Below are 26,358 nucleotides of genomic sequence, written 5' to 3' on the forward strand. Positions count from 1 at the left end.
TTTAATCATAGAAGTTCCATGAGACACCAAAGCGCAGTCCTTTGGGGTTTATGGGATAGCCGATGGTATAGAAATAATCGTTTTCGGGCCAACCCTGATTGACGTGACTATATTTGACAAAAATATTGGCCCGCTTAAGATGAAAATTAGCAAATGGATCTACTACAGGATAGTTCCCTATTTCACGTTCCCGTTGAATAAAAAACTGTCCCGTGGCAGGCATATAGTCCGGTGCATAATAGGAAGTATGATAACGGACATCAAACCCGATCTGAAAAAACAAAACTCCAAACAAGATGTTTTCATAATAATTGGAGCTAAATAATGCAACATTGGGCAAAGGCATCACCTTATCATTTGAAGTCACCTGATAAGCTATTTCATTTCGGCTATGCAAATTCCACAATTCAAAATGCTTTTTAAGTTTTAATTGAACGAGATTTAACACCTCATTGGTTTGCTCGGGCATAGCCTCCTGGTTCCAATATATAAAATCATTAATCAGGCGCACTTCACCTGTCAGCTGCAATCGTCGGGTAGGAATATTTATACCTCCTCTTATCCTTACAGTTTTTTCGGGATCAAAATTGTTATTCCATTCAAAATGATTAGAATAATATTTTTCTGTAAAAAAATCGGGCGAAGAAATTGAAATGCTTCCTCTGGCAAATAGTCCTGCTGTATCTCTTCCAACCCGAAACCGGCTATCGAAGCCACCCGATATTTCACTATCTCCAGCTTTATGACCCTGGAACCAAACCCTTAAACCCATGTTATAAAAGAAATTTTCTCCCTGAGTTTTAAAAAGTTGTCCTCCAATAGCGGTAGCCGTTCGCTGCTCACTTTGTTGATGATAAATCACCTCTTCCGTATCTTCATCTATCTCGGATGGCGCAGGCCAGCGCAGATTTTCAGATTCATTGAGCAAATAAACCCGCATCCCAAAGTGCAAAAAGGGATTGGCTTCTTCATTAAACTGTAGCTGTACAATATTTCTTATGGTTGTAGAATAGACCGAGTCATTGGTACTACTGTCATCAATATAATTGTTGGAATAAAAACTTGCATCATCCTCATCATCCGAAAGATAAAGACTCAAATCATCAATATGATAAGTGCGTCGATATCTATCATATTCAAAAGTATGCCCTAAAGTAGCCAGGGGAACTTTCTCTTTGACCGAATCATTACGTGTAAGAGTTATTTCACCAAAGCTAAATTTTTGATTCACGAAAAGTTTATAATTATCAATTCGCGATGTGGCATCCATAAAAATAACCGGTATATTTTCCGGCTGCCCATATTCATCATAAATTCCCGGATCAAAGATGGCCTCATCATCTAACAAACCGCCATTTTCATATTGATCAGTTTTACCATAAAAAAACGAGCCATGAATTGAATATTTTTTGCCCGAATAAGATGAAAAAAAACGGAACTTGCGATTCTCTGTAGATTGCGCCTGATATTTTCCAACTGATGAAATTAGTCGGTAATTAAATCCAACATTCCAAAAGGGATTTATATTTTGTGTAAATAGCACCCCAACATTTTCTTCGCTCCTTCTTTTTGGTCCATTATATTGATAATAAAGGTTGGTGTAGGGAGTCCTCGTATTGTAGTATATCCATTCCTGAGGTTTTGTGAGCCAGTAATCTAAGTTTCCGGAAAAAAGAAAAGTATGTTCAACGGGCAAATCTTCTACCAGCATGGATTTGGCAGGTGCCCCTAAATTGCCGGTGGTAACATTAACTATGGACCGACGATAAATGGGATTGTATACCTGAAAACCGGTATATAAGGTATCAACAGCAACAGTATCGGACCGACTATAGTCATCAACCAATCGCCAGTTTTTAACCTCTCGTGGAATAACAGGTTGTTGAGAACCGCCTTCAGGATCATCGGCTCCATCGCCTTGAAATGAACCTTGCTGGCTTCGGATATCCCCCTGGGAACCATCCAGTTGTCGCAATTGACCGATTGCCAGACCCGAAAATACCAGCAAAAAAATATTTATCAACACTAATTTTTTCATCCTGCGCAAAGATATCGAAAAATAAAAAGGTACAATACTTAAAAAAAACAACTTTATTTTTGTAAGTCAAACTACGTTAAATTTCTTTTACTATGAAATTGTTGCTTTCGCTTCCTGAAAATTTAGCCAATTCCTTTAACCATATAGGTCCATCGGTTAATTATTCTGTATTTGTTTCCAGTGATCCCCCTAAAGGGAAAATAGGTTCGGGTGGTGGCACAGCCTGGCTGCTTTCTCAACATTTTGCAACGGAAAGCATTTCTGATTTTGACCAATACCTAAAAGCCGACAAAAAAATTATCATACATGCCGGCGGTCAAAGCCGAAGGCTTCCGGCATATGCTCCTTTGGGAAAAATATTCACACCTATTCCGGTTTTTCGATGGAGCCGTGGACAAAAGCTCAACCAAACGTTACTGGATCTTCAATTACCATTGTATGAATACCTAATGGCCATTTCATCACCTGAAATCAACACAATGATTGCCAGTGGTGATATTTTGTTGCAATATAACAAACTTCCTGCCGAACTACCTAAAGCCGATGTTATTTGCCTTGGCATGTGGGTCGATCCTCATTTGGCTGCCCGTCACGGGGTTTTCTTTACGCCAAGAAATGATCCCTCAAAGCTTGATTTTATGCTTCAAAAACCCTCGCATCAAAAAATCGAGGAACTTAACGCATCTCATCTTTTTTTAATGGACGTTGGCATCTGGTTATTAAGTGATAATGCCGTACGAACATTAATGCAAAAATGTCAATGGAAGGACGATAACTTTTTGAACAACACCCCACCATTTTATGATCTTTACAGTACTTTTGGTACCGCCCTTGGAAGTACCCCAACAGTCGTTGATGAAGCCATCGGAAAGCTTTCTGTGGCTATTATCCCCATCGAAAAAGGGGAATTTCATCATTTTGGAACAAGCAATGAACTTATAACATCTACCGAGAAAATCCAAAACAGTGTCAAAGATCGACGTAATATTTGGCATAACAGAGTTAAACCCCATCCCTCCCTGTTTGTACAAAATGCCCAAACCCATATTCGATGGGAGGCCACCCACCATCACATTTGGATCGAAAACAGTAATATTCCGGATTCTTGGACTTTGTCGAACCATCACGTCATCACCGGCATTCCGGAAAACAACTGGAAAATAAGTCTTAACCCCGGATGGTGTCTGGATATTATTCCCATAGAAGAAAATAAATATTGCATCCGACCATACCACATAGACGATAAATTTTCAGGTAAATGTAATGATCAAAACACCTTTTGGCTTGGCATTCCATTAAATGAGTGGCTCCGCAATCATCAGATAACTTTTAATGAAGCTGCTATTGACCCAAAGGAAGACATACAGGAAGCATCTTTATTCCCTGTCGTAACCCTCAGCGAACTTACGGAAGAACTATTGATATGGATGTTTTCTGAAAATCCTCCGCATAATTCAGAATTAAAATCAAAATGGCTTTCCTCTACTCGTTTATCGGGATCAAAAATACCACAAAAAGCCAATATTGCCAGACTTATCCAACAAAGAGAGACCATTAGAAAAGAGAATCTGTTAGCACTTGAAAAAAACTATAAACACAGCGTTTTTTATCAAGCCGATTTAGCTTTCATTGCTCAGGAATATGCCAAAAATAACCTGACCATTCCCGATCCTTTGCCGAAAGAAGAATCGTTTATTTTCAGATTTCAAAACTACATGCTTCGTTCAGAAATAAAACGGCTTCAAGAGAAAGATGGTGCAAATGATGAATCGTTGGCCTTTTCGCTCCTACAACAATTTATAATAAATACTGTCGAGAAGAAAGAAATTCCCCGTTTAAATGTATTTCCTGACCAAATAGTTTGGGGGCGCAGCCCGGCACGACTAGACCTGGCAGGTGGATGGAGTGATACCCCGCCCTACTGCATTCAGGCAGGAGGTAGAGTATTGAACCTGGCCGTTAATCTCAACGGGCAACCACCATTACAGGTTTTCATACGCTTATCAAACGAACCCCAGATCATTTTACGGTCTATAGATATAGGAGCTACCGAAACAATAGCGACCTATGATGACTTAAATTTTAAGAACAGTGTCGGCTCAGCCTTTGCCATTCCCAAAGCAGCGCTTTGCCTGGCAGGTTTCCATCCCTCTTTTTCAGACATAAAATATAAATCCTTAAAAGAACAATTAGTTGATTTTGGTGGTGGTATTGAAATTTCATTTCTGGCTGCTATTCCTAAAGGCTCCGGACTGGGCACCAGTTCTATATTGGCGGCAACCATCCTGGGTACTTTAGCAGACTTCTGTAACCTCTCATGGGACAGGCAAGCCATTGCTCACCGAACTTTGGTACTGGAACAATTGCTGACAACAGGCGGTGGTTGGCAGGACCAGTATGGAGGTATCTTCCCGGGCATAAAACTATTGGACTCATCCCCTGGAAATCAAAATCAAATTAATATCCGATGGATTCCGGATCTGCTTTTTACCAATCCCCCCTTTCGCCAAAATTGGCTGCTCTATTATACCGGCCTTACCCGCGTTGCAAAAAATATCCTGGGAGAAATCGTTCGAGGGATGTTCCTCAATCAAGGCACACGCCTTAGAATCATTGATACCATTAAAAATCATGCCCTCGAAACTTATGATGCTCTTCAACAATGTAATTATGAGAAATCGGCCCGAATGATTTTACGATCATGGGAACTAAATAAAGCATTAGACCTTGGTACAACGAATCCGGAAATCAACGCCATCATCGACAAAATAAAAGATTTGGCTTTCGGTTATAAATTATTGGGCGCCGGGGGAGGCGGTTATTTACTCATTGCGGCTAAAGATGAGGGAGCGGCCGCTCGTATTAAAGAACGATTAACTAAATATCCGCCTAATTCAAAAGCCCGGTTTGTAGATATGTCGCTCAACAATCAAGGTCTTGAAATTTCAAGGTCCTAACGCAAACATCAACATCGGAATAATCTTTAAATATTTTTTATTGAGCAAAAGAAACGCAAATTGTTAACGCCAATGGAAAGCAGTTGTTGTTCGCGTTTCTTTTGTTCACTTTTTCTAACTTTGACCACAAAAAATGGATATACAATTTCCCAATGGCATTATAGAACTAGAGGCGATGGAATTTTACGCCTATCATGGATGCTTCCGTGAAGAAAATGTGGTGGGCAACCGTTTTATCGTCAATATTACGCTAAAAACCGATATGACTAAGCCAATGGAGAGTGATAACATTAACGATGCTCTTAATTACGTTAAGGTTTACGAACTGGTTCGCACCGAAATGCAAAAAACCTCCAATCTGCTTGAACATGTCACAGCCCGTATCCTGAAAACTTTATATCAAAACTTCCCTCAAATCCAATGGGCCAGAGTAAAAGTTTCAAAAATGAATCCACCGATGGGTGGCCAAATGGAAAGAGTGAGTGTAACGCTTGAAAAATAATCCTTGTTTTAATGGATTAGCAAAATTTGCATTATGGTGATTCTTTCACATCATCCAATGTAACTGAAACACCGGCTTCTGCGACTCAATCGCATGCTTCGATGCGACTCAATCACATCCTTCGATGCGACTCAATCGCATGCCCCGATGCGACTCAATCGCATGCTTCGATGCGACTCAATCGCATGCCCCGATGCGACTCAATCGCATGCTTCGATGTGACTCAATCGCATGCTCCGATGTGACTCAATCACATGCTTCGATGTGACTCAATCAAGTTTAAAAACGGGGAATACCATAATGAATAAAGCAAGCATGGCGACTTTTACCACAAGAGAATGTGTATAAAAAGTGCGGAGGCAGAAGAAAGTAGAAGTTTATAGTCATTAGTCAACAGTCATTAGTGTTAATGGATTAGTGACAAATGAAACGAGCATGGCGGCTGTTGCCACAAAAGGACATGTATAAATTTTATTAAGCCATGCGAGTTCCATTCGGCCAATGAGTTAAATAAATTATATACGAATGAAAACTAATGACAAACCCACTAACGACTAACCACTACTGACTAACCACCAACCACTAATTACCAACTTTAAGTTTCACCCAACCAACAACTTGAGCAATATTTATACGGACAAAAAAATCGCATACAGAAAGGTGTTACTCATGCAAAAAACAAGACTTTAATACCCATGAATTAAACAAGAAAAGTTTTTTTATTTTTGGAAAATGGAAATATATCTCTATTTTTGCAACCGCAAAATTTAACAGATGTCCCCCTAAAAGGGATGTTCTCTTATACAGATAATAAATGGTCGGTTGGCCGAGTGGTTAGGCAGCGGTCTGCAAAACCGCGTACGGCGGTTCGAATCCGCCACCGACCTCATATTAAAGACCTCGCCGGGATGCGAGGTTTTTTTATTAACGCGCATAAAGCGGAAGGTCCTGCCAGTTATCCCGGACCAAAAAATCAGACGCTCATGAATTGGGTACTGTTAACCATAGCCGGATTGTTTGAAGTAGCTTTTGCCTTTTGTTTAGGAAAAGCAAGAGAAGCTACAGGTTACGAGATGCTCATATGGTATGCCGGCTTTATTGTGTCCCTAACAATAAGCATGTTGCTTTTGATTAAAGCGACCCAAACCATTCCCATAGGTACCGCTTATGCTGTTTGGACAGGTATAGGTGCTGTTGGAACCGTACTGGTTGGTATCCTGGTTTTTAAAGAACCTACAAGTTTTTCGAGACTTTTCTTCTTAACAACTCTTATTGCTTCTATTATAGGCCTTAAAATGGTGTCGCATTAAGCAGAAAATAAGTTCAGAATACCACAAAATGTTCCGACTTGTTTCATTAACTGCTCAAAACCGTTATTTTTGTATCTCTATTAAATAATAACTAATTCAGAAAAACTTAAGTAATTGAATTAAAACAGAATGCACTTCGGGCATTTTTATAAAGATAAAGTATTACAGCAATATGAATAAATCTGAAGAAGTTTCGGGGTCAAGTCCCAAAGGCAATTTCATTGAACAAGAGATTGAAAAAGATCTGAAAGAAGGGAAAAATGGCGGTGCGGTATTAACCCGCTTTCCACCGGAGCCCAATGGATACCTGCATATAGGACATGCCAAGTCCATATGTCTGAATTTTGGTCTTGCTCAAAAATACAACGGAGGATGTAATCTCCGGTTCGATGACACCAATCCCACCAAAGAAGATGTGGAATATGTAGAATCTATCAAAAAAGATGTTCAGTGGTTAGGATTTCAATGGGAAGGTGAGGAAAAATATGCTTCCGACTATTTCGATCAGTTATTTGAATGGGCTGTTAAACTTATCAAAAAAGGGAAAGCCTACGTCGATGACCAAAGTGCCGAAGAAATAGCTTCACAAAAAGGTACACCCACACAACCCGGTGTGGAAAGCAAGTACCGAAACCGAAGTGTGGAAGAAAACCTCGACCTCTTCATGCGCATGAAAAACGGCGAATTTAAAGAAGGTGAAAAGGTGCTGCGAGCAAAAATTGATATGGCTTCGCCTAACATGCACATGCGCGACCCTATAATGTACCGCATTATTCATAAAAGCCACCACCGTACCGGTGACAAATGGTGCATTTATCCGATGTACGATTTCACCCATGGACAGAGTGACTTTATTGAGGGCATTACTCATTCTATTTGTACCATGGAGTTTGAGGTTCACAGGCCATTATACGACTGGTTTCTTGACCAGATATTGGAAGGCGAGCCCACACCGGAACGTCGTCCGCGACAAATAGAGTTTGCTCGGCTCAATTTAAACTATACGGTAATGAGCAAACGACGCCTGCTCGAACTCGTGGAAAAGGGTATTGTAAATGGATGGGATGATCCACGTATGCCTACCATTTCAGGATTACGGCGCCGTGGTTATACCCCCGAATCTATCCGTGCCTTTGCCGAACGTGTGGGTGTGGCCAAACGCGATAACATCATTGATATGGCATTACTGGAACATTGCGTTCGTGAAGACCTCAACAAACGGGCACCAAGAGTTAATGCCGTGCTCGACCCGGTAAAACTCATCCTAACCAATTATCCCGAAGATAAAGTAGAATGGATGGAAGCCATCAATAACCCCGAGGATGAAAGCCAGGGAACCCGAAAAATTCCCTTCACTCGCGAATTATATATCGAGCGTAATGACTTTATGGAAAACCCACCTAAAAAATTTTTCCGTTTAGGTCCGGGACGTGAAGTCCGATTAAAGAACGGTTATATCATAAAATGTGAAGATTATAAGAAAAACGACAAAGGAGAAGTAGAGGAAATTTATTGTACCTTCGATCCGGAAACCAGGAGCGGAATGCCGCAAAGCAACAGAAAGGTCAAAGGGACTCTGCATTGGGTTAGTGCTTCGCATTGTATCCCTGCAGAGGTGCGCCTCTACGATCGTCTTTTCCTGGATGAAGATCCTGCCGGTCATAAGGATAAAGATTTTAAAGAATTTCTTAATCCCGACTCTTTAAAAATCCTCACCAATTGCAAAGTAGAACCGTCATTAAAAGATTCAAAACCGCTGGATTTTTTCCAATTTCAAAGAGTTGGTTATTTTTGTGTAGATCCTGACACAACTGAAGACCATCTGGTTTTTAACAGGACGGTTTCGCTCAAAGATACCTGGGCCAAAATGGCGGGTAGAAAACAATAAGCAGGATGCAGTATGAGAAAAATTTCAGGGTTCCCAATATGAAAAAGAAAACCCGGTGATATCAAATACTTTTAGGTAAAGTTGGTGATTTTGTCGTGTATTCCGAACCTCGTTATGGATTGATAAGTAACCATAACGAGGTTCATTTATTTTTTAGAGGATTTAGGCTTAAAAGTATGCAAAAATCTTTTGACAAATCTTCGAAGCGTTGATGAAAACATTTGCCAGGCTATAAGCAAAAAAGCAAATCCGGCAGGATTGTTCCCCGAAGCCAAAGCATAACTTTCAGCCATTATCGAGAGTGGAATCGGTTGGTTGGTAAGTTTTTTCAAATTTCCAATACCTATACGAGGCGAAATATATTTCTTCTTCCGAATCCGGTTTAAATCTATGATTGAAAAGGTATAAGAATGATTTGAATTCTTTGTAATCAAGATGTTTCCGGGACTTAAATCCTCGTGCCAGAATCCGGCGGGATGCATCTTTGTCGCCATAAAACGGCCAAAAGCCATTAAAATAGCACGGGCTTCGTCACTCTCTTTCTCTATAACATCAGACATAATATATTCACCGGGTTCCCAAGAAGAAATGTAAAAACTTTGTTTCAGAATCCCACACGCTCCCTTTACCTCTACGTAGCCAATCGGCATAGGTGTTTTTATCCCCTTTTCCAACAACAACTTAGCTGTTTTATATGACCGCTTGGCTTTAGATGCCCGCACCCAGGAATACATTAACCTATTAAATAGGGTAATTTTATTAAAAGCTTTAACACACAACTCTCGACCCCCTACATTGATAACTCTTATTTCGTTTCTATCATCCTTTATAACAGTCCCTTCCCTCTTAAACACCTCCGGAAGATCCTTCATAAATTCATCTAAATCAACATCTTCAGTAAAATATTTAATACTTCTGACAGCCATAAAAAATGGTTTACAGTGTTAATTTCTTGCGCATAACATAGTATCAAGGATTATGCCTTATGACCCGCAAATGAAGTCAAAAAAGCTCTGTTGTTTGGCCAACTTCTAAAAAACCTGGCAAACACTTTAGGAATCTTTTCCACTTTCTTTTATTACACAAGTTAAACATATTTTCAACCTTCTTTCAGAGAAAAGCGGTAAAACGATATTATTACCGGATAACCAAACAAAATAACCTGATAAAAACAACAGAAAAAACCGGAGCAGAAAATGGAAGGCATTAGCCATACCTGCTCCGGACTTAAAGGAAATAGACCTCATACAAGAACTAATCACTTAGTCTGTCAATCAGTCAACCATTACCTGGATCTATCTTCAAATTTACTTATCCCCAATTGTATTGACCACAAATATTGAATTAACCATCAAAAAAAGGCATTGAATGGTTATTTTTTGAGGTTAAGATTAATCTTTTACACGACTAAAAGTTAACGTCTTTACCATCCAATCAGGCAAAGGTTTTCCCGGATCCCTCTTCCGAAGATTGATATACCAACCCAGTTTTTCCACAACCGGGAGTTTGTGCGTTTCTACAAACTCGATAGGTGTTCCGTCCGGATCGGAGATATATGAAAAATGACCGGCAGCATTACCCATATCAAAGCTATTGGCACTATCAACCGTAAAGGCATAACCTAATGCTTCGCACTCTTTTCTTAATGCTTCCATCCCGGTAATATCAAAACAGATATGAATAAAGCCCAGTTCGCCCCAGATTCTGTTAGCAAATATTTTTTTAGGTTTACGCTCTAATGACTGAATTAGCTCAATGACCGACGGCCCTAACAATTTACTGAAAGGTCCACGCCGTGGTTTACTATGTTTAAGTAATACCCTCCGGTATTTTTCTTTTCCGCCTGGTAAGGATTGAAGGTCATCGAAGGTTCCGGTTTCATCATAAACAACCTCATCATATTGTAATATTTGCGAATAAACTTCTCTGGCATGATCCACATCCGACACCCCTATAACAGCACCCAGCACTCCGCCTGTTGGCGACTTTTGTTCCATAAAACAACTGGGATGCTCTACTACCTCAAATATATTTTGATAGGGATCAGACAAAAAATAATGCCACTGACCGGCAGGATTAACCATGGGTTCACTCAGCAGTTTTACCTTCATTTCCCGGTGGCGTTTATAGGCAGCCGACAAATCACGGCATTTCATTTTCACAATAAAAATACCGGTATCCCCCAAACGCACGTCAAAATTGGGTGGCGAAGGCTCCATTTGGGTATGTTGCCAGACTTCAAACCCGCCACCACCTTCCATATTCATGGCCAGGGCGGCATAACGTTCACAATCCTTGCCGTTGGTATAATGATGCATTAACCGGGCTGTAGCCACATCTTCAAAAACACTAATATCCATACCAAAAACGCGTCGATACCAACGCCAAGCTTCTTTTGCATCTTTTAAGCCGATACCAACTTGTTGTATTCCACAAATGTTTTTTTCCATGCTTAAAGGCTTTTAGTTTTTAATTTTGGTTACCATAAAGTGATAAAGTACCGGAAGAAAGCGACGGATATAAACCATAATAAGCTCCGCTTGTCCTACCAATAGTTCCCTGCGCCGGTTTCGGATGGCTTTTACCATTTTTTTTGCACATCTTTCTGCCGGCATACCACCTGCCTGCCCCGGATCCATCTTGTTATAAGACTCGCCGCTGGCGGTTAGGGCATTTATTGAAATATTAGTATTTATCCTTCCGGGCGAAATAATGGTAACTTTAATATTGTCGTTTTTCAGCTCGGCCCTCAATGACTCAAAAAAGCCCTGCAGAGCATGCTTCGCGGCCGAATAAGCCGTACGCCACGGAAATCCGAACTTACCGGCAATGCTACTTACGGCAACAATATGCCCCTGGCCCTGCTTCAACATATGTGGCAAAACCAGCTTGGTGAATTGCACTACCCCAAAAAAATTAACCTCCATAATCTTTCGGTCTATCTCAACGGGGGTCTCTTTGGCCAGCGACCGCTGACTCTGACCGGCATTATTTATAAGAATATCAACACCCTGGCTTTTCTCTATCAATTGAGCAACCACCGCTTCCATCTCCTCCGGTTTGGTAAGATCCAATATCTCAACTTCACAATATGAAGTGTGTTTCAAACAAATATCCCTAACCTTTTCCAACTCTTGACGGTTGCGAGACAAAAGCATAAGTTTTGCGCCTTCACGAGCCAACTCGATAGCTAATGCTTTCCCTATTCCCGAAGACGCACCGGTGATCCAGATTCTTTTATCTCTTAGTTTCTGCATACTCAATAAAGCTTTCTATAACTTTATTCTCCCAATAAAAAGCACTTAACCACTTTATTCCTATAACAATGGGAAAACAAATGATATATCTTTTATATAAATTGAATTCTTTCAATAGCAGATGTTTGTTTAGATTGCTTTAAAAACTCATTTCCGCCCTTATGCGGATTCCGTCTTTATCCGTAAATCCTTCATTAAGATAATGATTTCCCAACAAACGTACATACTCAACACGCAAAACTTTAAAAATATTAGTAACTCCTACTCCAATTTCGGCATAGGGAACCTTCGAATCGGTACTGTTATAATAATCCGGAAGGTCAAACACGCCCTTATAAGCATCGGTAAGAGTACCGTAATGACCTTTAAATGACACAATTTCCCGCAGCTTAAGTTGCCGGATCAGAGGCACTCTGTTTAAAATAATCCCTCCCCCGTTAAAATGGAAATGCGTATTGGTATACAAATTATGCGCAAATGAAGCATGATGCAACAAATTATACCTGTATTTCGCATAACCGAGCGACATAGATCCTACCGGTTGATCCAAAAGGTCATAAGGTGCTTTCCCCTGCAGGAAACCTGCATTAAGCATATAGTGCATAAATACCTGCCCCATATTGATACGACCCTTAACAGAACCGTGCAAATGGGCATAAAGTCCGGAATGACGCATGCTGCCACCGGGCAATAAAGTTTGACCTATATCCAAACTTAAATTTATAACAGGAATAGGGTCCAAATAATAGATTCGGTCAAAATAAAACTTATCGTAGTGCTGACCCGAAACAATTCTCAGATTCACTAACAATCCGTAATTTTTATACGAATCATACTCAATGTTGCCCGAAAAAAAACGTACTTCCGGTGTTGCTTTGCTCTCAAGATAGTATGGTGAGAATTCTAATTGATAATCATCATTAACGTTGTATTCAAATCGCAAATCAAGGCTACGCTCGTCTTTCAAATAAGGATTTTTTTTGCGGGTAGTAAGAGCCGCAATAAAATTGCCATTCCCTTTGTTATTGGGATTATTCTTAATAAACCTGTAAAACTTGTCGTGAGATATCAGCGAATAATCGTTGGAATAATTAATCCTGAAAATAAATTTATCGGTTTCACCGGGCTGCCATATAATATTTCCGCCATACTTAAGTTCTTTACTTCGGGTACCCGCCCCAACAAACCCGCCAACAGAGAAATGTTTGGACATTTGCTCGCTGGTCCTTAACGGAAGTGTAAACCTATGTCCTTCAATAGCATTAGATGAGTATAGGTCAAATGCAGGTCCTATATCGATTTTACCGGCATTGACAAAACCGGTTAAGGCCAGACCGCCAACGGCATCAACACCTTGAACCAATCTTTGGTCTTTTAACATATCGATACGATAATAATCTTGTTCCTGCAGGTGGCCGTTACCAAACTCAGCTTGTTGACTCCACTCTTTGGCATCGATACGGTCAAGCCTTTCCGATACAGAATATTGTGTTAATTTGTTGACAATCCAATTTCCACCGGCAATATCATCCACTCGCCGTGAACTATATACCGAAACAGAATCCTTCTCCGGGTTGAGCGATAAATTAATACGAACATCTTGCTTATCGTAGAACCATCGACCTTCGGGAAGCAATTTATATTTAACCTTTCCGCGAAATCCTTTGACAAAATTCAGATTAGCCTCACCGGGGATATGAACCTCTATTTCCGTAAGGGCAAAACTCTCATCTTCTACCACGAAATTACCTGAAAAAAGCGGGTCAAATCGGTTTTTGGGTGCAAAGGAAAAATGAAAATACTTTTTCCCTTCAATTTGTGTACTATCGTTGAGATATAAGTTGTACCGCGATAAAGCATTTTTGCCTATCGGTGACAGAAAGGAACGGTCCAGAATGTTTATTTGCTCGTTATAAAAATTCAAATCAACCACTACGTTGCGCAACACATATGTTTCAATAGCCTGATTAATGCGGGGAAAAATTCCTGCTTTCGTTTGATAAAGTACGAGCGTAGTGTCTTCCGATACGGCCTCTGCCGTTTCGGAAAGATAAACAGGCGAAAAACGTATTTGCCGGTTATCTGCTTCTACCGTTACCTCTTCAAAGTTGTCAATCCACCGAGTGACATTGGATGCTGTATCTATAGCCACATAAACGTTAGTGACCGAAAAGGTTTTGTAATTCTTATAACTTTGAATCTGTAATTTGTTTTCTGCTTTTCTTTCCTGAATCTTATTAAAAAGAACCACGGCGCGTTCCACTTCGGGTTTCACGGTAACCTCTCCAATGGTTCTCACATTTTGCTGAAGATAGACCGTTAGCTGCTGATTCCCGTAACGATTAATTCCAATTTCTTTAGGGTAAAACCCTATCGAAGAAAAAACAATAGTATCACCCTGCGGGGAATCTAAAGAAAAAGTTCCGTCAGCATCAGTAGTGGTTCCCTGCAGAGTGCCTTTTACCACTACATTCACAAAAGGAACTGGCTCACCGTTTCCTTCTTCCCGTACTACTCCCCAAACTTTCTGCGCATTCAGGTTAAGACTAAATGTAGCCAACCAAAACACAACCACTAAAAACTTTTGGACCATAAACCCCTCATCTTTTCCCGCTATCTCTCATCAACCAGTAGAGACCTTTAACACCAATTTTAATGTCATCCAATTTCAATAAAACAAAAATCTTTTCGATGTAGGCTATAGCACCCCATCCAACAGCCAGATAGTAAAACCAAGGAATAAAACCATATACAAAAAGAACAAAGAAGAACACCCCCTGCAGGTAGCCGGCCGAAACAGCCGAATATAAATGTAGCCCCGGAATTTTCCCGAACCGCACAAACGAAACAAAATAACTAATTACAAAAACAGTGAGAAAAAGGTATAAAACCCAGGCATGGGGCTCTATATCGGTCCACTTAAAAAGAAACAGACCCAGCAATGCCATGGCATAGGTCACTATATCCGCCAAATTATCCAGTGCTGCCCCAAAATGAGTTTGTAAATGAAAAATTCGTGCTATGTTCCCGTCTAATATATCACTCACCAAACTGATACATAACAATACAACAAAAGTAGACTCCCTACCTGTTAGTGCCATATACAATATAACCGGAAATACCAGCAACCGGTACAAACTCAACAAATTGGGAACATTTAATACTTTTTCGCCTTTAATTGTTAATTGCTTCATTCCTATAAAGTTTGTTTAATTTATTAGTTTAAATCCTGTTTTGGCAAACACTCACACCCGCCGACTCACATGCGGCTAAGCTCAGGTGAAAGATTAAGCACCCAACATGAGCCCGGTAAAATGAAACTTCAGCTTCAATCCCGGCATATTACTCCCTGCGAGCTGTAATACTTTACTTCTTTAGTGGTAAAAGACACCATGTCAGCATCAAGATTAATATTAATGTTTTCCAACCACTACTGCTTCCTTTTTCCCACTTTTTTCACAAACATTATCGATAAACCATGCCAACATTTTATGTACAATGGCTTCATCCATATTATCCTTCCCCTGAACAATTACCTCATCTCTGCGTGAAGTATCAAAACGAATATCCAAATTACTATAACTCCCGGTAAAGGACATGCCGACGGCCATCAAACGCTCAAGAGCATTCATATCCGAATGTTTCAGGCCGGGATGAGGCACAATGGTTATAGGTAATTTACTATTCAGACTGTTAATAACATATTTGTTTTTAACAGGTTCTTTAGCCACAAAATTCATTATCACCGGCACCTCTTCCCTTTTAATTGTCTGCATCAGGTAATCCACCACTGTATTTACCGGAATCAGATTTTGTGTGGCCTCCGGTGCAATCCGGGCCCTTATCGTTTGTCCTGGATATCGTTTGGCAAGTCGATGCACCCGCTTGGCAAAATCAAATATACCATAATCGGTAAAGGTTTCACCGGTCTCATTATTTCCTGCCACCTGAGACAAGCGAATAATATGACCTCTGAATTTTGGGTCACTACTCATGTGTCTTTGCACCACATTTTCGGACAGGCGTTTCGACCATTCATAATAATTACGAAAAGCAGATACGTCCATGTCCGGATAAAAGCGTTCTTCAAATACTTCGTTAATATGGCCGCACGAATAAGCAGTTCCAACTAAAAAGAAGCGTGAAGCCCCCTGCGCATATTGCTTAAAAACCCGGACTGAGTTATCCACCCCTTCCACATTTGTTGAATAAATCTCTTCTTTCGATTTTTGGTCATATTTCAGACTGGCAGCAAAATGAAAGAAGTCAGCTTCTTTTTCAAATATTTTGTTCAGATGGGTCTGCGGCAGAGCATAATCCTTTTCCAACAATGAATAATTGTAAACAGAAAGGTTTTCAATATCAGGAAGCTGTCCTCTATTTACCTGCATCAATGATTGTTCAACCCGCTCTCGGGCCGATAATTTTCCGTTTCCCCGCACTAATGCCACCACCTCGTAGTCGTTTTTCAATAAATCATTGATGAAATTGGACGCTACAAATCCGTTGGCCCCATTAACAATTATTCGCTTCATATTTTATAGATTTAATATCAATTTTAGAGAAATATCAATAATACAGCAATTACACTCAAAGGAATGGACAGGTTATCGGACCCTCTCCAACTTATCAACTCTGCCAAAGTACCGACTCCGGCGACCAACACCGACAACCAAATGGTTTTAAAATCAAAAAATTCACGCTGAAAGTAGATGGCTATCATCGTAATAACAACGCTGGTAACAAAAAAGGCGGCCGTACCCAACCACGTCTTCTGAAGTTTCCTGCCCCTAAATTTAATTCTACCATTATGTTTTTTTATGTTGATGCCCAAAATAGCAGCCATTGGGTCACATACGGCCAGTATCAACATGGGCAGAATAAATAAAAATTTATTGTCTAACAAATTAGATATCAAAAAAGTAATGTATATCGATAATGGCAACAAATAACTGCCCATCGATTTGCGACTAATATCATGTATCGATTTCAATTGACGGCTTTTTTGAGTGACTGCCAGCACCACAAAAAACACCATTGCCAGAACAAAAACATACCAATGTGAAGAGAAAATATAAGGAAAGGGCAAAGTGGCCAGCGTGGCAGAAAAATGGGCAAACTTGCGGGTTATTTCTCCTTTTACATGTAAACGCCTGTAATTTAACTCATTAAAAGTCAACAAAATACTTATTCCTATCAAATATACGATAGCAATACCGAGTATATTATCCATGACAATTTTTATTTATCTTTTACTTTTTCAAATAAAATGAAACGAGCATGGCGGCTTTTGCCACAAAAAACATGTATAAATTTTATTAAGCCATGCGAGTTCCATTAGACCAATGAATTAGATAAATTTTATACTAATTAAATATAAGACCAAAAAGACTAACCCATGTGCCTCCGGCAATTAAACTGTCGAATCGGTCAAGAATTCCTCCATGACCCGGAATCAAACGACTAAAATCCTTTACTTGATATTTACGCTTATAACAGGATGCCAACAAGTCACCGAAAAATGCAAATATGATGATGCCCACAGAAAGTATCAATAACCGGCTTGTTGACATAGTGAGTAAGTCTCGCAAATATAACGAACTTATTAATGCAATCAGAAAACCACCTACCAGTCCTCCAACAGTCTTATTCGGACTTATAGCCGGAAATAGCTTGCGACGGCCCCACAACTGTCCGGTAATTTGACTAAAACTGTCAAAAATGGATACTATCAAAAAAGAAAATAACAGCAAGCCTTCATCTTTTACGCTGAAATGGCTCAGGCCAACCGACAAAAAACCATAAACCACCAGCGATACAATAAAAAAAGCCTTATGCCGGTAACCGGAATTCCGAAATAATCCAAACATTTCGGCAAACCCTCCTCCTATTATAAACAAGGCAACATATTTGAAGGCTACCGGATTAATAGTAATGCTGAAAAACAAAATATTGATAATGATGAAATAGACAAAGAATTTAGTATAACTCTTTCGGGCTATCGATGGTTCCTTGTGGCGGTTAATAAAATAAAACCCTATTCCTCCCAATACAAAATAGGTTAAAATGAAAATATAAATCAATTTTACCATTATTCCTGTGTATTTATATTCCTCTTAACTTAAACCCTTATTCATTTTCGATACCTAAAGGGTTATTTAAAATAATACTTGAAATTTTATTGAACACCAAATGTGTCTTTTTTAATTTTTTATTTCACAGAGCTATCAAACTCACTACGCAAAAAACTATTTTAGACAACTTCATTTCTCAGGTTAAAAATCACCTTGTTTTTGCTCATAATATTATTTCAATTGCTGTAAGACATTGCCCTCCCATTCATATTTAAACAATACCATGACCAATTCAAAAGCAAAGTTAAAAAACAGCAAGTTAAATAAATTATTGTAAAAGAAAATGCAAAAGTAAATGAACCCCTCTTTAAATATCACATAATTTCATCGAAACATAAAAAAAGACCCATGAAACGACAATTATTCCGGACAGGTTGCCCGCCTGTCGTTAACGTACTTTAACCGGAACATCAACTATCTTTTTACAGTGATTTAGATATAAGATTCATAGAATTAAGATAAAAGAGTTCATTATATATAAAATTTGAGGTTGCGGTGTTTAAACTATCGGAAATTTCAGATGATTAAATTAATAGATGTCAAATTTAAGATTCTTAATTATATTGTATTCATCTACCATGCCAGAACATCAATCTCCTCAATTTACATAGCCTGAAGGTCTATTATTTTCTACCTGTCCAGCCATTTCTTTACCTCACCGGCCTTATTTCGGCTAACGACAATTTTTTGAGAGGCATTTATATTAGGCAAAAGCTTAATAACCAGCCTACTGCCAAAGTAATTTTCTACCTTATGGATGGCATTGACGTTAAGAATGAACTGCCGATTTACACGAAAAAAGGTTTCAGGGTCCAATTCTTCCTCCAGCTCACTTAATGTTGAATCCAGAATATGTTCTCTTTGCTTAAAAGTTGTTGCAACCGTTACTTTACCCTCTATAGAGAAGTAAGCTATTTCCTCAACCGGAACCTGAATAAAGCCATCTCCGCGCGAAACCAAAATACGTTTCCGGTATTTATTCTGAAGTTGGGTAACCTGCATGGCCAGTTCACGGTAATCAATTTCAGGCGACCTATTAAATGGCTTAACAACATCTACAATTGTTTCTATCTTTTCAAATACCCGCACTAAGGCCTCTGTTTTAATAGGTTTCAACAGATAAGCAATACTGTTTACTTCAAAAGCTTCAAGGGCATATTCATCATAGGCAGTGGTAAAAACAATGCCTTTATTAGTAACTTCTACCTGCTCGAATATGGAAAAACAGATGCCATCAGCCAGCTGAATGTCCATAAATATTATCGCCGGTTCCGGATGGGCTTTGAGCCAGGCCACGGTATCTTCAACTGTACGTAACTCACCTGCTATTTCTAACTCAGGCTTTATTGTTTCTATCTTTTTTCGTAATGAGGCAGATAATAGCGGCTCATCTTCAACGATCAAAATCTTGTAATTCATACACATTCTTTTTATCAATAAGCGGAACAGTTACCACAAAGCGATTGCCGGTATTGAAAATTTCAACATTATCGCCAAGATTCAAATATTGGTAACGTTTCTTCAGGTTCTCCAGACCTGTATTGGTTGAATAGGTCGATGCTTTAAGATTAAGGTTGTTGGATACCTCCACTTTCTCATCCTTGACAGAAATTATTATGGAAAGAGGCTGTTCCGATGTGGCCACATTGTGCTTAATAGCATTTTCTACCAAATACTGCAGACTCAGAGGTGGCAACATTTTGGAATCCTTTCCGGCTTCAATATCAACAGAATAACTAAGACCTTTCCCCAACCGTTCTTGATGCAAATCAAGATAGGCTTTAATAAAACTCAATTCCTCCTCCAGCGATATAAGCTTCACCCTCGAGCTCCTCAACACATAACGATACACATCGGTAAAATTTTCCGTAAACCTGAGTGCCTTATCCTGGTCTTCCGGGATTATGGCCATTAAAGTACTCAGGTTATTAAACAGAAAATGGGGATTTAACTGATCCTGTAACGCAAAATAATCCATTCGAAGTTTTTCTCTTCTTAGTTTTTCATTCTCCATGACAAAGAAATGAAGAGATTTATGATAGTTTGCCGATATTAAGGCAGAGACATATATAGCCATGAACAGGACCAGAATTGTAATCCCCAAACTAAAAGAATCATTATCCACGATGACTTCATCGGGGATAAAAAAAGGACGTACAAAATTGCCAAAAACACCGACCACCAGCAACCAAACAAACGCGAAACTCAATAGTATAAAGACCCTTTTGGCCGGTGAATAATGCCAGGGATACTTTTTGGCGACAAGAGTATCAAAGACAAAGATACCCTCGCTTAGCAACACAAACATGATAATTGAAAAAAGCACCCCCATCTTACTCATCTCTTTTATCGTTTCATGATTGTTGAGCGCAACGATAAGAGAGACAAACAACAGCGAAACTAAAATCTCCGCGATTAGTCGTTTATAAAATGCTATCTTTCGCGGAAATTGGTTTATATCACAACAAATGTTACGGTCCTTTAATTGAGGTAAATGTACCATTAAATCATCATTTTTATTGCGATACATCGGCCAGCCGACCGATAGCCTTAAGCCATGCCGATTTCAACACCTGATAATTGGATTTGGCTTCAACCAGCGAGGCTTCGGCTCTTTGTCGGGCAGCCTGAGCATTTAACAAATCGGTTATGGTATTTAACCCGGCATTATAACTAATTTCAACTTCAGAGAGTGATTCGACGGCTTCATCAACGTTTTTTTGCGCCAGTCGGATTTTTTCAACACCTTCCTGCAATTTAAGCCAGGCTTGTTGGATTTCCAAGTTGATTAATTCCCGATTATTTTCCAGCTCTAAAATAGCCAATTGTTCGCTAATTTTGGCCTTGTCCATTTTATGTTTCTTCTCACGCCAATGAATAATAGGGATTGATAATTGAGCTCCGGCATTTAATTGCCACGTCCCCGAAACAATATCAGGGACATTCAAATAACCGTAACTAACTTGTGCCCCCAATTGTGGAAGATAATCGGCGCGGGTCATCTTCTTCTGAAGCTCACTTAAAAACACCTTATCTTCCAATATTTTAATTTCAGGCCGCTCAGAAGCATCACTCAAAGCATTGCCAGGGGCCATGGTATCAATCTGAAAAATAAAATCAGAATCGACCACAGCCTTAATTGGTTCATTCAATGGCCGCCCGATAATTTGAGCCAGATTCATCTGAAGAAGTCGCACTGCATTATCTACTTCAACAGCTGTAACTTCTGTTTCGTTCTTTTGAACCCTTACCTTCAACAGTTCACTTTTGGGAACCAAGCCAAGTTCATAGCTCAGCGCCAACTGTTGCTCCAGCGAGTCGAGGGCTTGCTTGTAACGCATCAAAACTTTTTGCTGTTCTTGCATGGCAACAAGCGACCAGAAGGCCTCATCAGTCTGAAGAATAATCTCTGCCGTTTTCATCTCCCGGGCATTTTGGGCCATAGAAACACTTGTTTTGGCCATTTTATTGGCCAACCGTATTTTCCCACCTACATAAACAGGCTGTTGAGCTGTAAACTGCGCTTGATATAATTCCAAATCATCTCTGGAGATACCAAACATTCGAAGCTCTTCCAAATCGGGGATATATAAAGCCGATGCACTTCCATCAATGGCAGGTAAATAGGCCGTTCGGGCTTCTTTAACTCCAGCTTCAGCTTTAAGCACATCAAGTATGGACGAACGAATGGTTTTATTGTTTTCCAGTGCTTCCCGACGACTCTCTTCCAGCGTCAATGTTGTTTGAGAAAAACCTGTTATGGGAAGAATAATCATCAAGACTAAATATATTTTGTATTTGCTCATAATTGATATTGTATTATCCTTCGTATAAAATTTACTTATCTCTCTGAACTATTGGTTCTTAAAATTAGTCATTAGTGGGTTAGTCATTAGTCGCTAGTGATTAGTCACTAATTCATTAACACTAATGACTAAAAACTGACCACTAATGACTGCTGACTAATGACAAATCACTCCTTCTGCCTGTGCACTTCTGCCTTGGGCTTTTTATACATGTTCTTTTGTGGCAAAAGTAGCCATGCCCGTTTCATTAAACATCTTCCTCGTGAACCAGTACTTTTGTATTTACCTTATAAAAAACAGCGTAAAGAACCGGCATGACAATAAGCGTTATAATTGTACCAAACATTAACCCGAACATAATGGCAACAGCCATTCCCTGAAACAATTCATCAAATAATAAAGGGAACATTCCAAAAATGGTAGTAAAAGAGGCCATAGTTACCGGCCTAACTCTTGAAACAGTAGCATCGATAATGGCCTTGAGCTTATCTTTTCCATTTTGCACTTCGATATTAACTTGGTCGAGCAATACCACTGCATTTTTTATCATCATACCTATCAACCCCAGACCACCAACGATGGCTACATAACCAAAATTCATGCGGGTCACCAAAAAGCCGAAAATAATCCCAATAAAAGCCAAAGGAACAATCATGAATATGAGAACGGGTTGCCGGAAATTATTGAACAGACCAATGGTGATTAATACCATTAACAATAAAGCCAGTGGCAGATTCTCCATAAGTGCTTTATTGGCTTTTTGACTATCTTTCAGTTCTCCCAGCCATTCCAACGTATATCCTTCCGGAAGGGGTATGGCTTCAATTTTTGGTCTTATTTTTTCCAGAACCTGAGGTGCCGTTGCTCCCCGAGCCGGGTCACATTGGGCCTTAACAGACCGTATACCATCGTACCGGTAGATGAGATAATTTTGTCCTTCCAAAGCGAGAGAGTCAATTACCTGTCCCATCGGGACACTATTTTGTGAATAAGGGCCCCATACCGGGACAGATTCAATTGCCGACGGGTCTTCTGCCAGCGAAGGTTCCAACTTTAGAAGTATTGGCAGGCGGGTATCATCTTCATAATAAGCACCCACCGGCATTCCTTCGGAAGCAATTGACAGTGCCGAGGCCAGAGAACTTCTGCTAATATTTAAAGGTCGAGCCTTCCTGGGCGAATAAACAGGCACCAGATTCTTCACCTTATTTCCCCAATTGTCGTTCACATATACCGCTGATGGTTCTTCCCGCATAATCGATTTGGCCTGTTCAGCCAAATTTCTTAATACATCGGGGTCCGGTCCTGAAAACATGGCCTGCACCTTATAGTCACCCCCAATAGCTGAATATTGCCTGCATCGGATTGTGGCATTGGGAAATTTATCCTTAAACACCTTTTCTATTTTGGGCAACACTTCCATGGCCTCTTCATAGGTGGAAGTTTCCACGATTAACTCACCATACGATGGGTTATAATTATTCATTGGTCGCAACAGCGTGTAACGCACAGGTGAACTGGCCAATGCCGAAGTCACTTTTTTTATTTCCTTCCATGACCGCAGGGAATCCTGTATGGCAGCCAGGTCTTTTTCAACCTGATAGATATCACTTCCGTTAGGCAAACTATATTCCACCATAAACTGATTGTACCTGGCCACCGGGAAGAAATCTTTGTTTATCCAATTAAAAGCCATAAAGGACAGAAACAGTATGATACCGGTTAAAATCGAAACAAGCGACTTATGCCACAAAGCATATCTGATAATTTTTCGGAAAATGTCATATATTTTCCCGGAATAGATCTCTTCACCTTGTGGCTTATTTTTCTTTATACCATTCCGGTAGAACAAAGATGCCATAAAGGGCGCCTGAATCAATGCCAGAATCCAACTCAACAATAGAGATACGGCCAACACATAAAACAGCGGTTTTAAAAACTCTCCGGCCTCAGTGGTATTGAATGCCATAGGCATAAAGGCCAAAATAGCAATGAGGGTGGCCCCCAACAACGGCATGGCGTTTTGCCTGGCAGCCAAGACAAAGGCTTTATGGCGTTCTATCCCTTTCTGGATATCAGCAAGGATGCCATCCACCACCACAATGGCATTATCAACCAACATCCCCATTGCAATGATAAAAGCAGCCAGGGATACTCTATCGAGCGTCATATCCATGAATCCCATGACAATGAAGGTACCAAGGATGGTGAACACCAGACTGCTGGCTATCAGCAATCCGGCTCTAAATCCCATGGCCAGCAACAACACTACAATAACAATCAACACCGACTCTATCAGATTGATGGTAAAGTCATTGATAGCTTCCTTCACCCTAGATGGCTGGTCATAAACTTTATGCACTTCTATCCCCACCGGAATATCACCCATCAATTCCATCAACCGGGCATCAATACGCTCGCCAAGTTTTATAATGTTTCCTCCCGATTCCATAGAAATGGCAAGCCCCAAGGCCGGATTAGAATTAAAGGTCAATCCGGTTTGTTTGGGGCGATAAAACCCCTTTGATATTTTAGCAATATCACCTAAACGAAAACTTCTGCCATCAGGGGTGAAAACATTCAATTCCTCAATCTCTTCCAATGAGCGCAGTTTAGTACCAACGTTCAGGCGTATGCGTTCGCTCCCTGCCACAACACTACCGGCATCTACCACTTCACCCTCATCATTAAGGGTTTGAACTATCGCCATGGGATTAATACCTAAATGAGCAAATTCTTCGGCAGAAAAGGTAATGTTTAGTACTTCCGTTTGTTTTCCTACAACTTCTATACGTTTAACCCCCTCTACTTTCAACAGTTCCCGGCGCAGAAAATCGACATAATCGTCCAGTTCCTCATAGGAATATCCGTCACTGCTGACGGCCAGGAAAATTCCATATACGTCACCAAAATCATCATTTACAATAGGTTCACCTGCGCCCCCTGGCAGTTCGGAACGAACGTCATTCACTTTGCGGCGCAGATGGTCCCAAAGCTGTGGTAGTTCTGCAGTCGTCACATATCCCTCCACAAAAACCGTAACCTGCGACATGCCGGGCAACGAACGCGATTCTATATAATCAATATGTTCCAGTTTCTGAATAGCCTTTTCCATGGGTTCGGTCACCTCCTTATCCACCTCTTCGGCCGAAGCGCCCGGATAAGGGGTTATCACTACAGCCGCTTTCACCGGAATCTCAGGGTCCTCTAATTTGCTTAGTCCGGAATATGACCCCAACCCTCCTATTACCAGAATTATCAATAAAGTAATAAGCAACGATTTCTTATGTAGTATCCTATCTAACATCTTTATTTATTATTTATCATCCGATAAAATTCACTTAAATCACTGTGCAAATTTTATGTTAGCACGTTTTCACGTTAACATATTCATCCACTCCAAACAACCGTTTAAATCACAACGGTTTCACTTTTTGTCCTTCTTCCAATGAATGAACACCTGCTACAACAATCTTTTCTCCGACATTCAGCCCATTAAGGATTTCAATTCGGCCACTGACGGCAATTTTACCTGCTATAACTTTACGACGGACAACACTTTGGGTATTCGAATCATAAACCCATACATATGTTTGGTCACCCAAATAGAAGATAGCTTCAGCCGGCACCAACACTATATCTTTATGCCCGGTTTCATTAATGCGAGGAATAAATACTTTGGCAGTCATCCCCGGTTTTATTTTCGTTACATCCGGATTTTCCATGTCTAAACGCACAGTAAACAAACGGTCGCCACCGGCTTTATGACTAACAGATTTTATGGTAGCAGGGTAACGCTCTTCCGAAGCATTAACGGTCACTTCTACTTCCTGCCCAACCGATAATTCATTTACAATGCTTTCGGGGACACCAAAGCTCACCTCCAGTGTATTGGTATCGATAAGAATAAAAGCGGGTTGACCGGGACCTACCACTTCATGATTATTGATAAGTTTATCGAAGACAAAGCCCGAGAAAGGGGCCGTCAAACGGGTATCAGCCAAAGCATTACGTGCTTTCTCCCAGTTACTTTTGGCAGCCATAAAAGCTGTTTCAATTTTCTCATAAGTATTGGCAGGCAATTTATTTTGTTTGTAAAGTTGAGTGTACCGTTCCAATTCACCTTTAGCCTGACGGTATTGTGCTTCGGCAGCCGTCAGCATAGTTTTATAATCACGCTGGTCCAGGCGTGCCAATAGTGTTCCTGCCTTCACATAATCTCCCTCATCAAAAAAGATTTCTTCTACAGTTCCACCTACACGGAAAGAGACCGACGACTCTCGTTTTTCTTTAATAACAGCATTAAAGGACCGTTCTCCAACATCTGAGACACTCTCTACTTCGGTAACTTTCACATATCTAATTACCTTATTTTCTTCCGGCTTGTGATTAGCACATCCCGAATTAAAAAGCAACAATGTTGTCAAACTCACTAAGCAAACTAAAACTCTCATTTTCTACTTTTT

General features: G+C 40.1%; 18 protein-coding genes and 1 tRNA gene. 5 read left to right on the forward strand and 14 right to left on the reverse strand.

Going from position 1 to position 26,358, the window contains the following annotated elements; all coding sequences use genetic code 11:
* Nucleotide 1: 1 nt before the first annotated feature.
* Nucleotides 2–2,038 carry a putative porin gene (locus BM130_RS11580; RefSeq protein WP_029626584.1) on the reverse strand — a complete coding sequence of 679 codons (2,037 nt, stop codon included), beginning with the start codon at nt 2,036–2,038 and terminating at the stop codon, nt 2–4.
* Nucleotides 2,039–2,130: 92 nt separating this feature from the next.
* Here BM130_RS11580 and BM130_RS11585 point away from each other — a divergent pair, with 92 nt between their 5' ends.
* The 5 genes from BM130_RS11585 to BM130_RS11605 all read left to right on the forward strand — a co-directional run bounded on the left by BM130_RS11585 (nt 2,131) and on the right by BM130_RS11605 (nt 8,695).
* Entirely contained in the window at nt 2,131–4,995 is a 2,865-nt protein-coding gene (locus tag BM130_RS11585; protein WP_010527510.1) for a bifunctional fucokinase/fucose-1-phosphate guanylyltransferase, read from the forward strand.
* Between the two features lie 133 nt (nt 4,996–5,128).
* A complete protein-coding gene (folB, locus tag BM130_RS11590; protein WP_010527511.1) occupies nt 5,129–5,497 on the forward strand; it encodes a dihydroneopterin aldolase in 369 nt (122 codons plus the stop codon).
* An 816-nt stretch (nt 5,498–6,313) separates the two neighbouring features.
* A tRNA-Cys gene (locus BM130_RS11595) sits at nt 6,314–6,384 on the forward strand.
* A 96-nt stretch (nt 6,385–6,480) separates the two neighbouring features.
* Nucleotides 6,481–6,807, forward strand: coding sequence for a DMT family transporter (locus BM130_RS11600; RefSeq protein WP_010527512.1), 327 nt, complete (start codon nt 6,481–6,483; stop codon nt 6,805–6,807).
* A gap of 172 nt (nt 6,808–6,979) precedes the next feature.
* Complete coding sequence (locus BM130_RS11605; protein ID WP_010527513.1) at nt 6,980–8,695, forward strand: glutamine--tRNA ligase/YqeY domain fusion protein; 1,716 nt, start codon at nt 6,980–6,982, stop codon at nt 8,693–8,695.
* A gap of 146 nt (nt 8,696–8,841) precedes the next feature.
* Here BM130_RS11605 and BM130_RS11610 read toward each other — a convergent pair whose 3' ends face one another.
* The 13 genes from BM130_RS11610 to BM130_RS11670 all read right to left on the reverse strand — a co-directional run bounded on the left by BM130_RS11610 (nt 8,842) and on the right by BM130_RS11670 (nt 26,346).
* On the reverse strand, nt 8,842–9,621 hold the full coding sequence (locus BM130_RS11610; protein ID WP_010527514.1) for a lipopolysaccharide kinase InaA family protein: 780 nt from the start codon (nt 9,619–9,621) through the stop codon (nt 8,842–8,844).
* A gap of 465 nt (nt 9,622–10,086) precedes the next feature.
* Nucleotides 10,087–11,145 (reverse strand): VOC family protein, encoded by a 1,059-nt coding sequence (locus BM130_RS11615; protein ID WP_010527515.1) that lies wholly within the window; start codon nt 11,143–11,145, stop codon nt 10,087–10,089.
* Between the two features lie 12 nt (nt 11,146–11,157).
* Nucleotides 11,158–11,952, reverse strand: a complete 795-nt coding sequence (locus BM130_RS11620; RefSeq protein ID WP_010527516.1) for an SDR family oxidoreductase — start codon at nt 11,950–11,952, stop codon at nt 11,158–11,160.
* A 139-nt stretch (nt 11,953–12,091) separates the two neighbouring features.
* Nucleotides 12,092–14,545 (reverse strand): DUF5686 and carboxypeptidase-like regulatory domain-containing protein, encoded by a 2,454-nt coding sequence (locus BM130_RS11625; RefSeq protein WP_010527517.1) that lies wholly within the window; start codon nt 14,543–14,545, stop codon nt 12,092–12,094.
* A gap of 7 nt (nt 14,546–14,552) precedes the next feature.
* On the reverse strand, nt 14,553–15,146 hold the full coding sequence (locus tag BM130_RS11630; protein WP_010527518.1) for a CDP-alcohol phosphatidyltransferase family protein: 594 nt from the start codon (nt 15,144–15,146) through the stop codon (nt 14,553–14,555).
* Between the two features lie 219 nt (nt 15,147–15,365).
* Nucleotides 15,366–16,487, reverse strand: coding sequence for an SDR family oxidoreductase (locus BM130_RS11635; protein WP_010527519.1), 1,122 nt, complete (start codon nt 16,485–16,487; stop codon nt 15,366–15,368).
* A gap of 23 nt (nt 16,488–16,510) precedes the next feature.
* The gene (locus BM130_RS11640) at nt 16,511–17,185 is read right to left on the reverse strand and encodes a diacylglycerol/polyprenol kinase family protein (protein ID WP_010527520.1); all 675 of its coding nucleotides are present in this window, start codon (nt 17,183–17,185) and stop codon (nt 16,511–16,513) included.
* Between the two features lie 133 nt (nt 17,186–17,318).
* Entirely contained in the window at nt 17,319–18,044 is a 726-nt protein-coding gene (locus BM130_RS11645) for a phosphatidate cytidylyltransferase (protein ID WP_010527521.1), read from the reverse strand.
* Between the two features lie 672 nt (nt 18,045–18,716).
* Nucleotides 18,717–19,505: a LytR/AlgR family response regulator transcription factor gene (locus tag BM130_RS11650; RefSeq protein ID WP_010527522.1), complete on the reverse strand. Its 789-nt coding sequence runs from the start codon at nt 19,503–19,505 to the stop codon at nt 18,717–18,719.
* Entirely contained in the window at nt 19,480–20,589 is a 1,110-nt protein-coding gene (locus BM130_RS11655) for a sensor histidine kinase (RefSeq protein ID WP_044138650.1), read from the reverse strand. The genes BM130_RS11650 and BM130_RS11655 overlap by 26 nt, the downstream gene beginning before the upstream one ends.
* A 13-nt stretch (nt 20,590–20,602) precedes the next feature.
* On the reverse strand, nt 20,603–21,892 hold the full coding sequence (locus tag BM130_RS11660; protein WP_237706128.1) for a TolC family protein: 1,290 nt from the start codon (nt 21,890–21,892) through the stop codon (nt 20,603–20,605).
* A gap of 247 nt (nt 21,893–22,139) precedes the next feature.
* Complete coding sequence (locus BM130_RS11665) at nt 22,140–25,199, reverse strand: efflux RND transporter permease subunit (protein ID WP_010527525.1); 3,060 nt, start codon at nt 25,197–25,199, stop codon at nt 22,140–22,142.
* 109 nt (nt 25,200–25,308) lie between these two features.
* Complete coding sequence (locus BM130_RS11670; protein ID WP_010527526.1) at nt 25,309–26,346, reverse strand: efflux RND transporter periplasmic adaptor subunit; 1,038 nt, start codon at nt 26,344–26,346, stop codon at nt 25,309–25,311.
* Nucleotides 26,347–26,358: the final 12 nt, after the last annotated feature.

This window comes from Thermophagus xiamenensis (assembly GCF_900112795.1).
GTDB lineage: Bacteria > Bacteroidota > Bacteroidia > Bacteroidales > Marinilabiliaceae > Thermophagus > Thermophagus xiamenensis.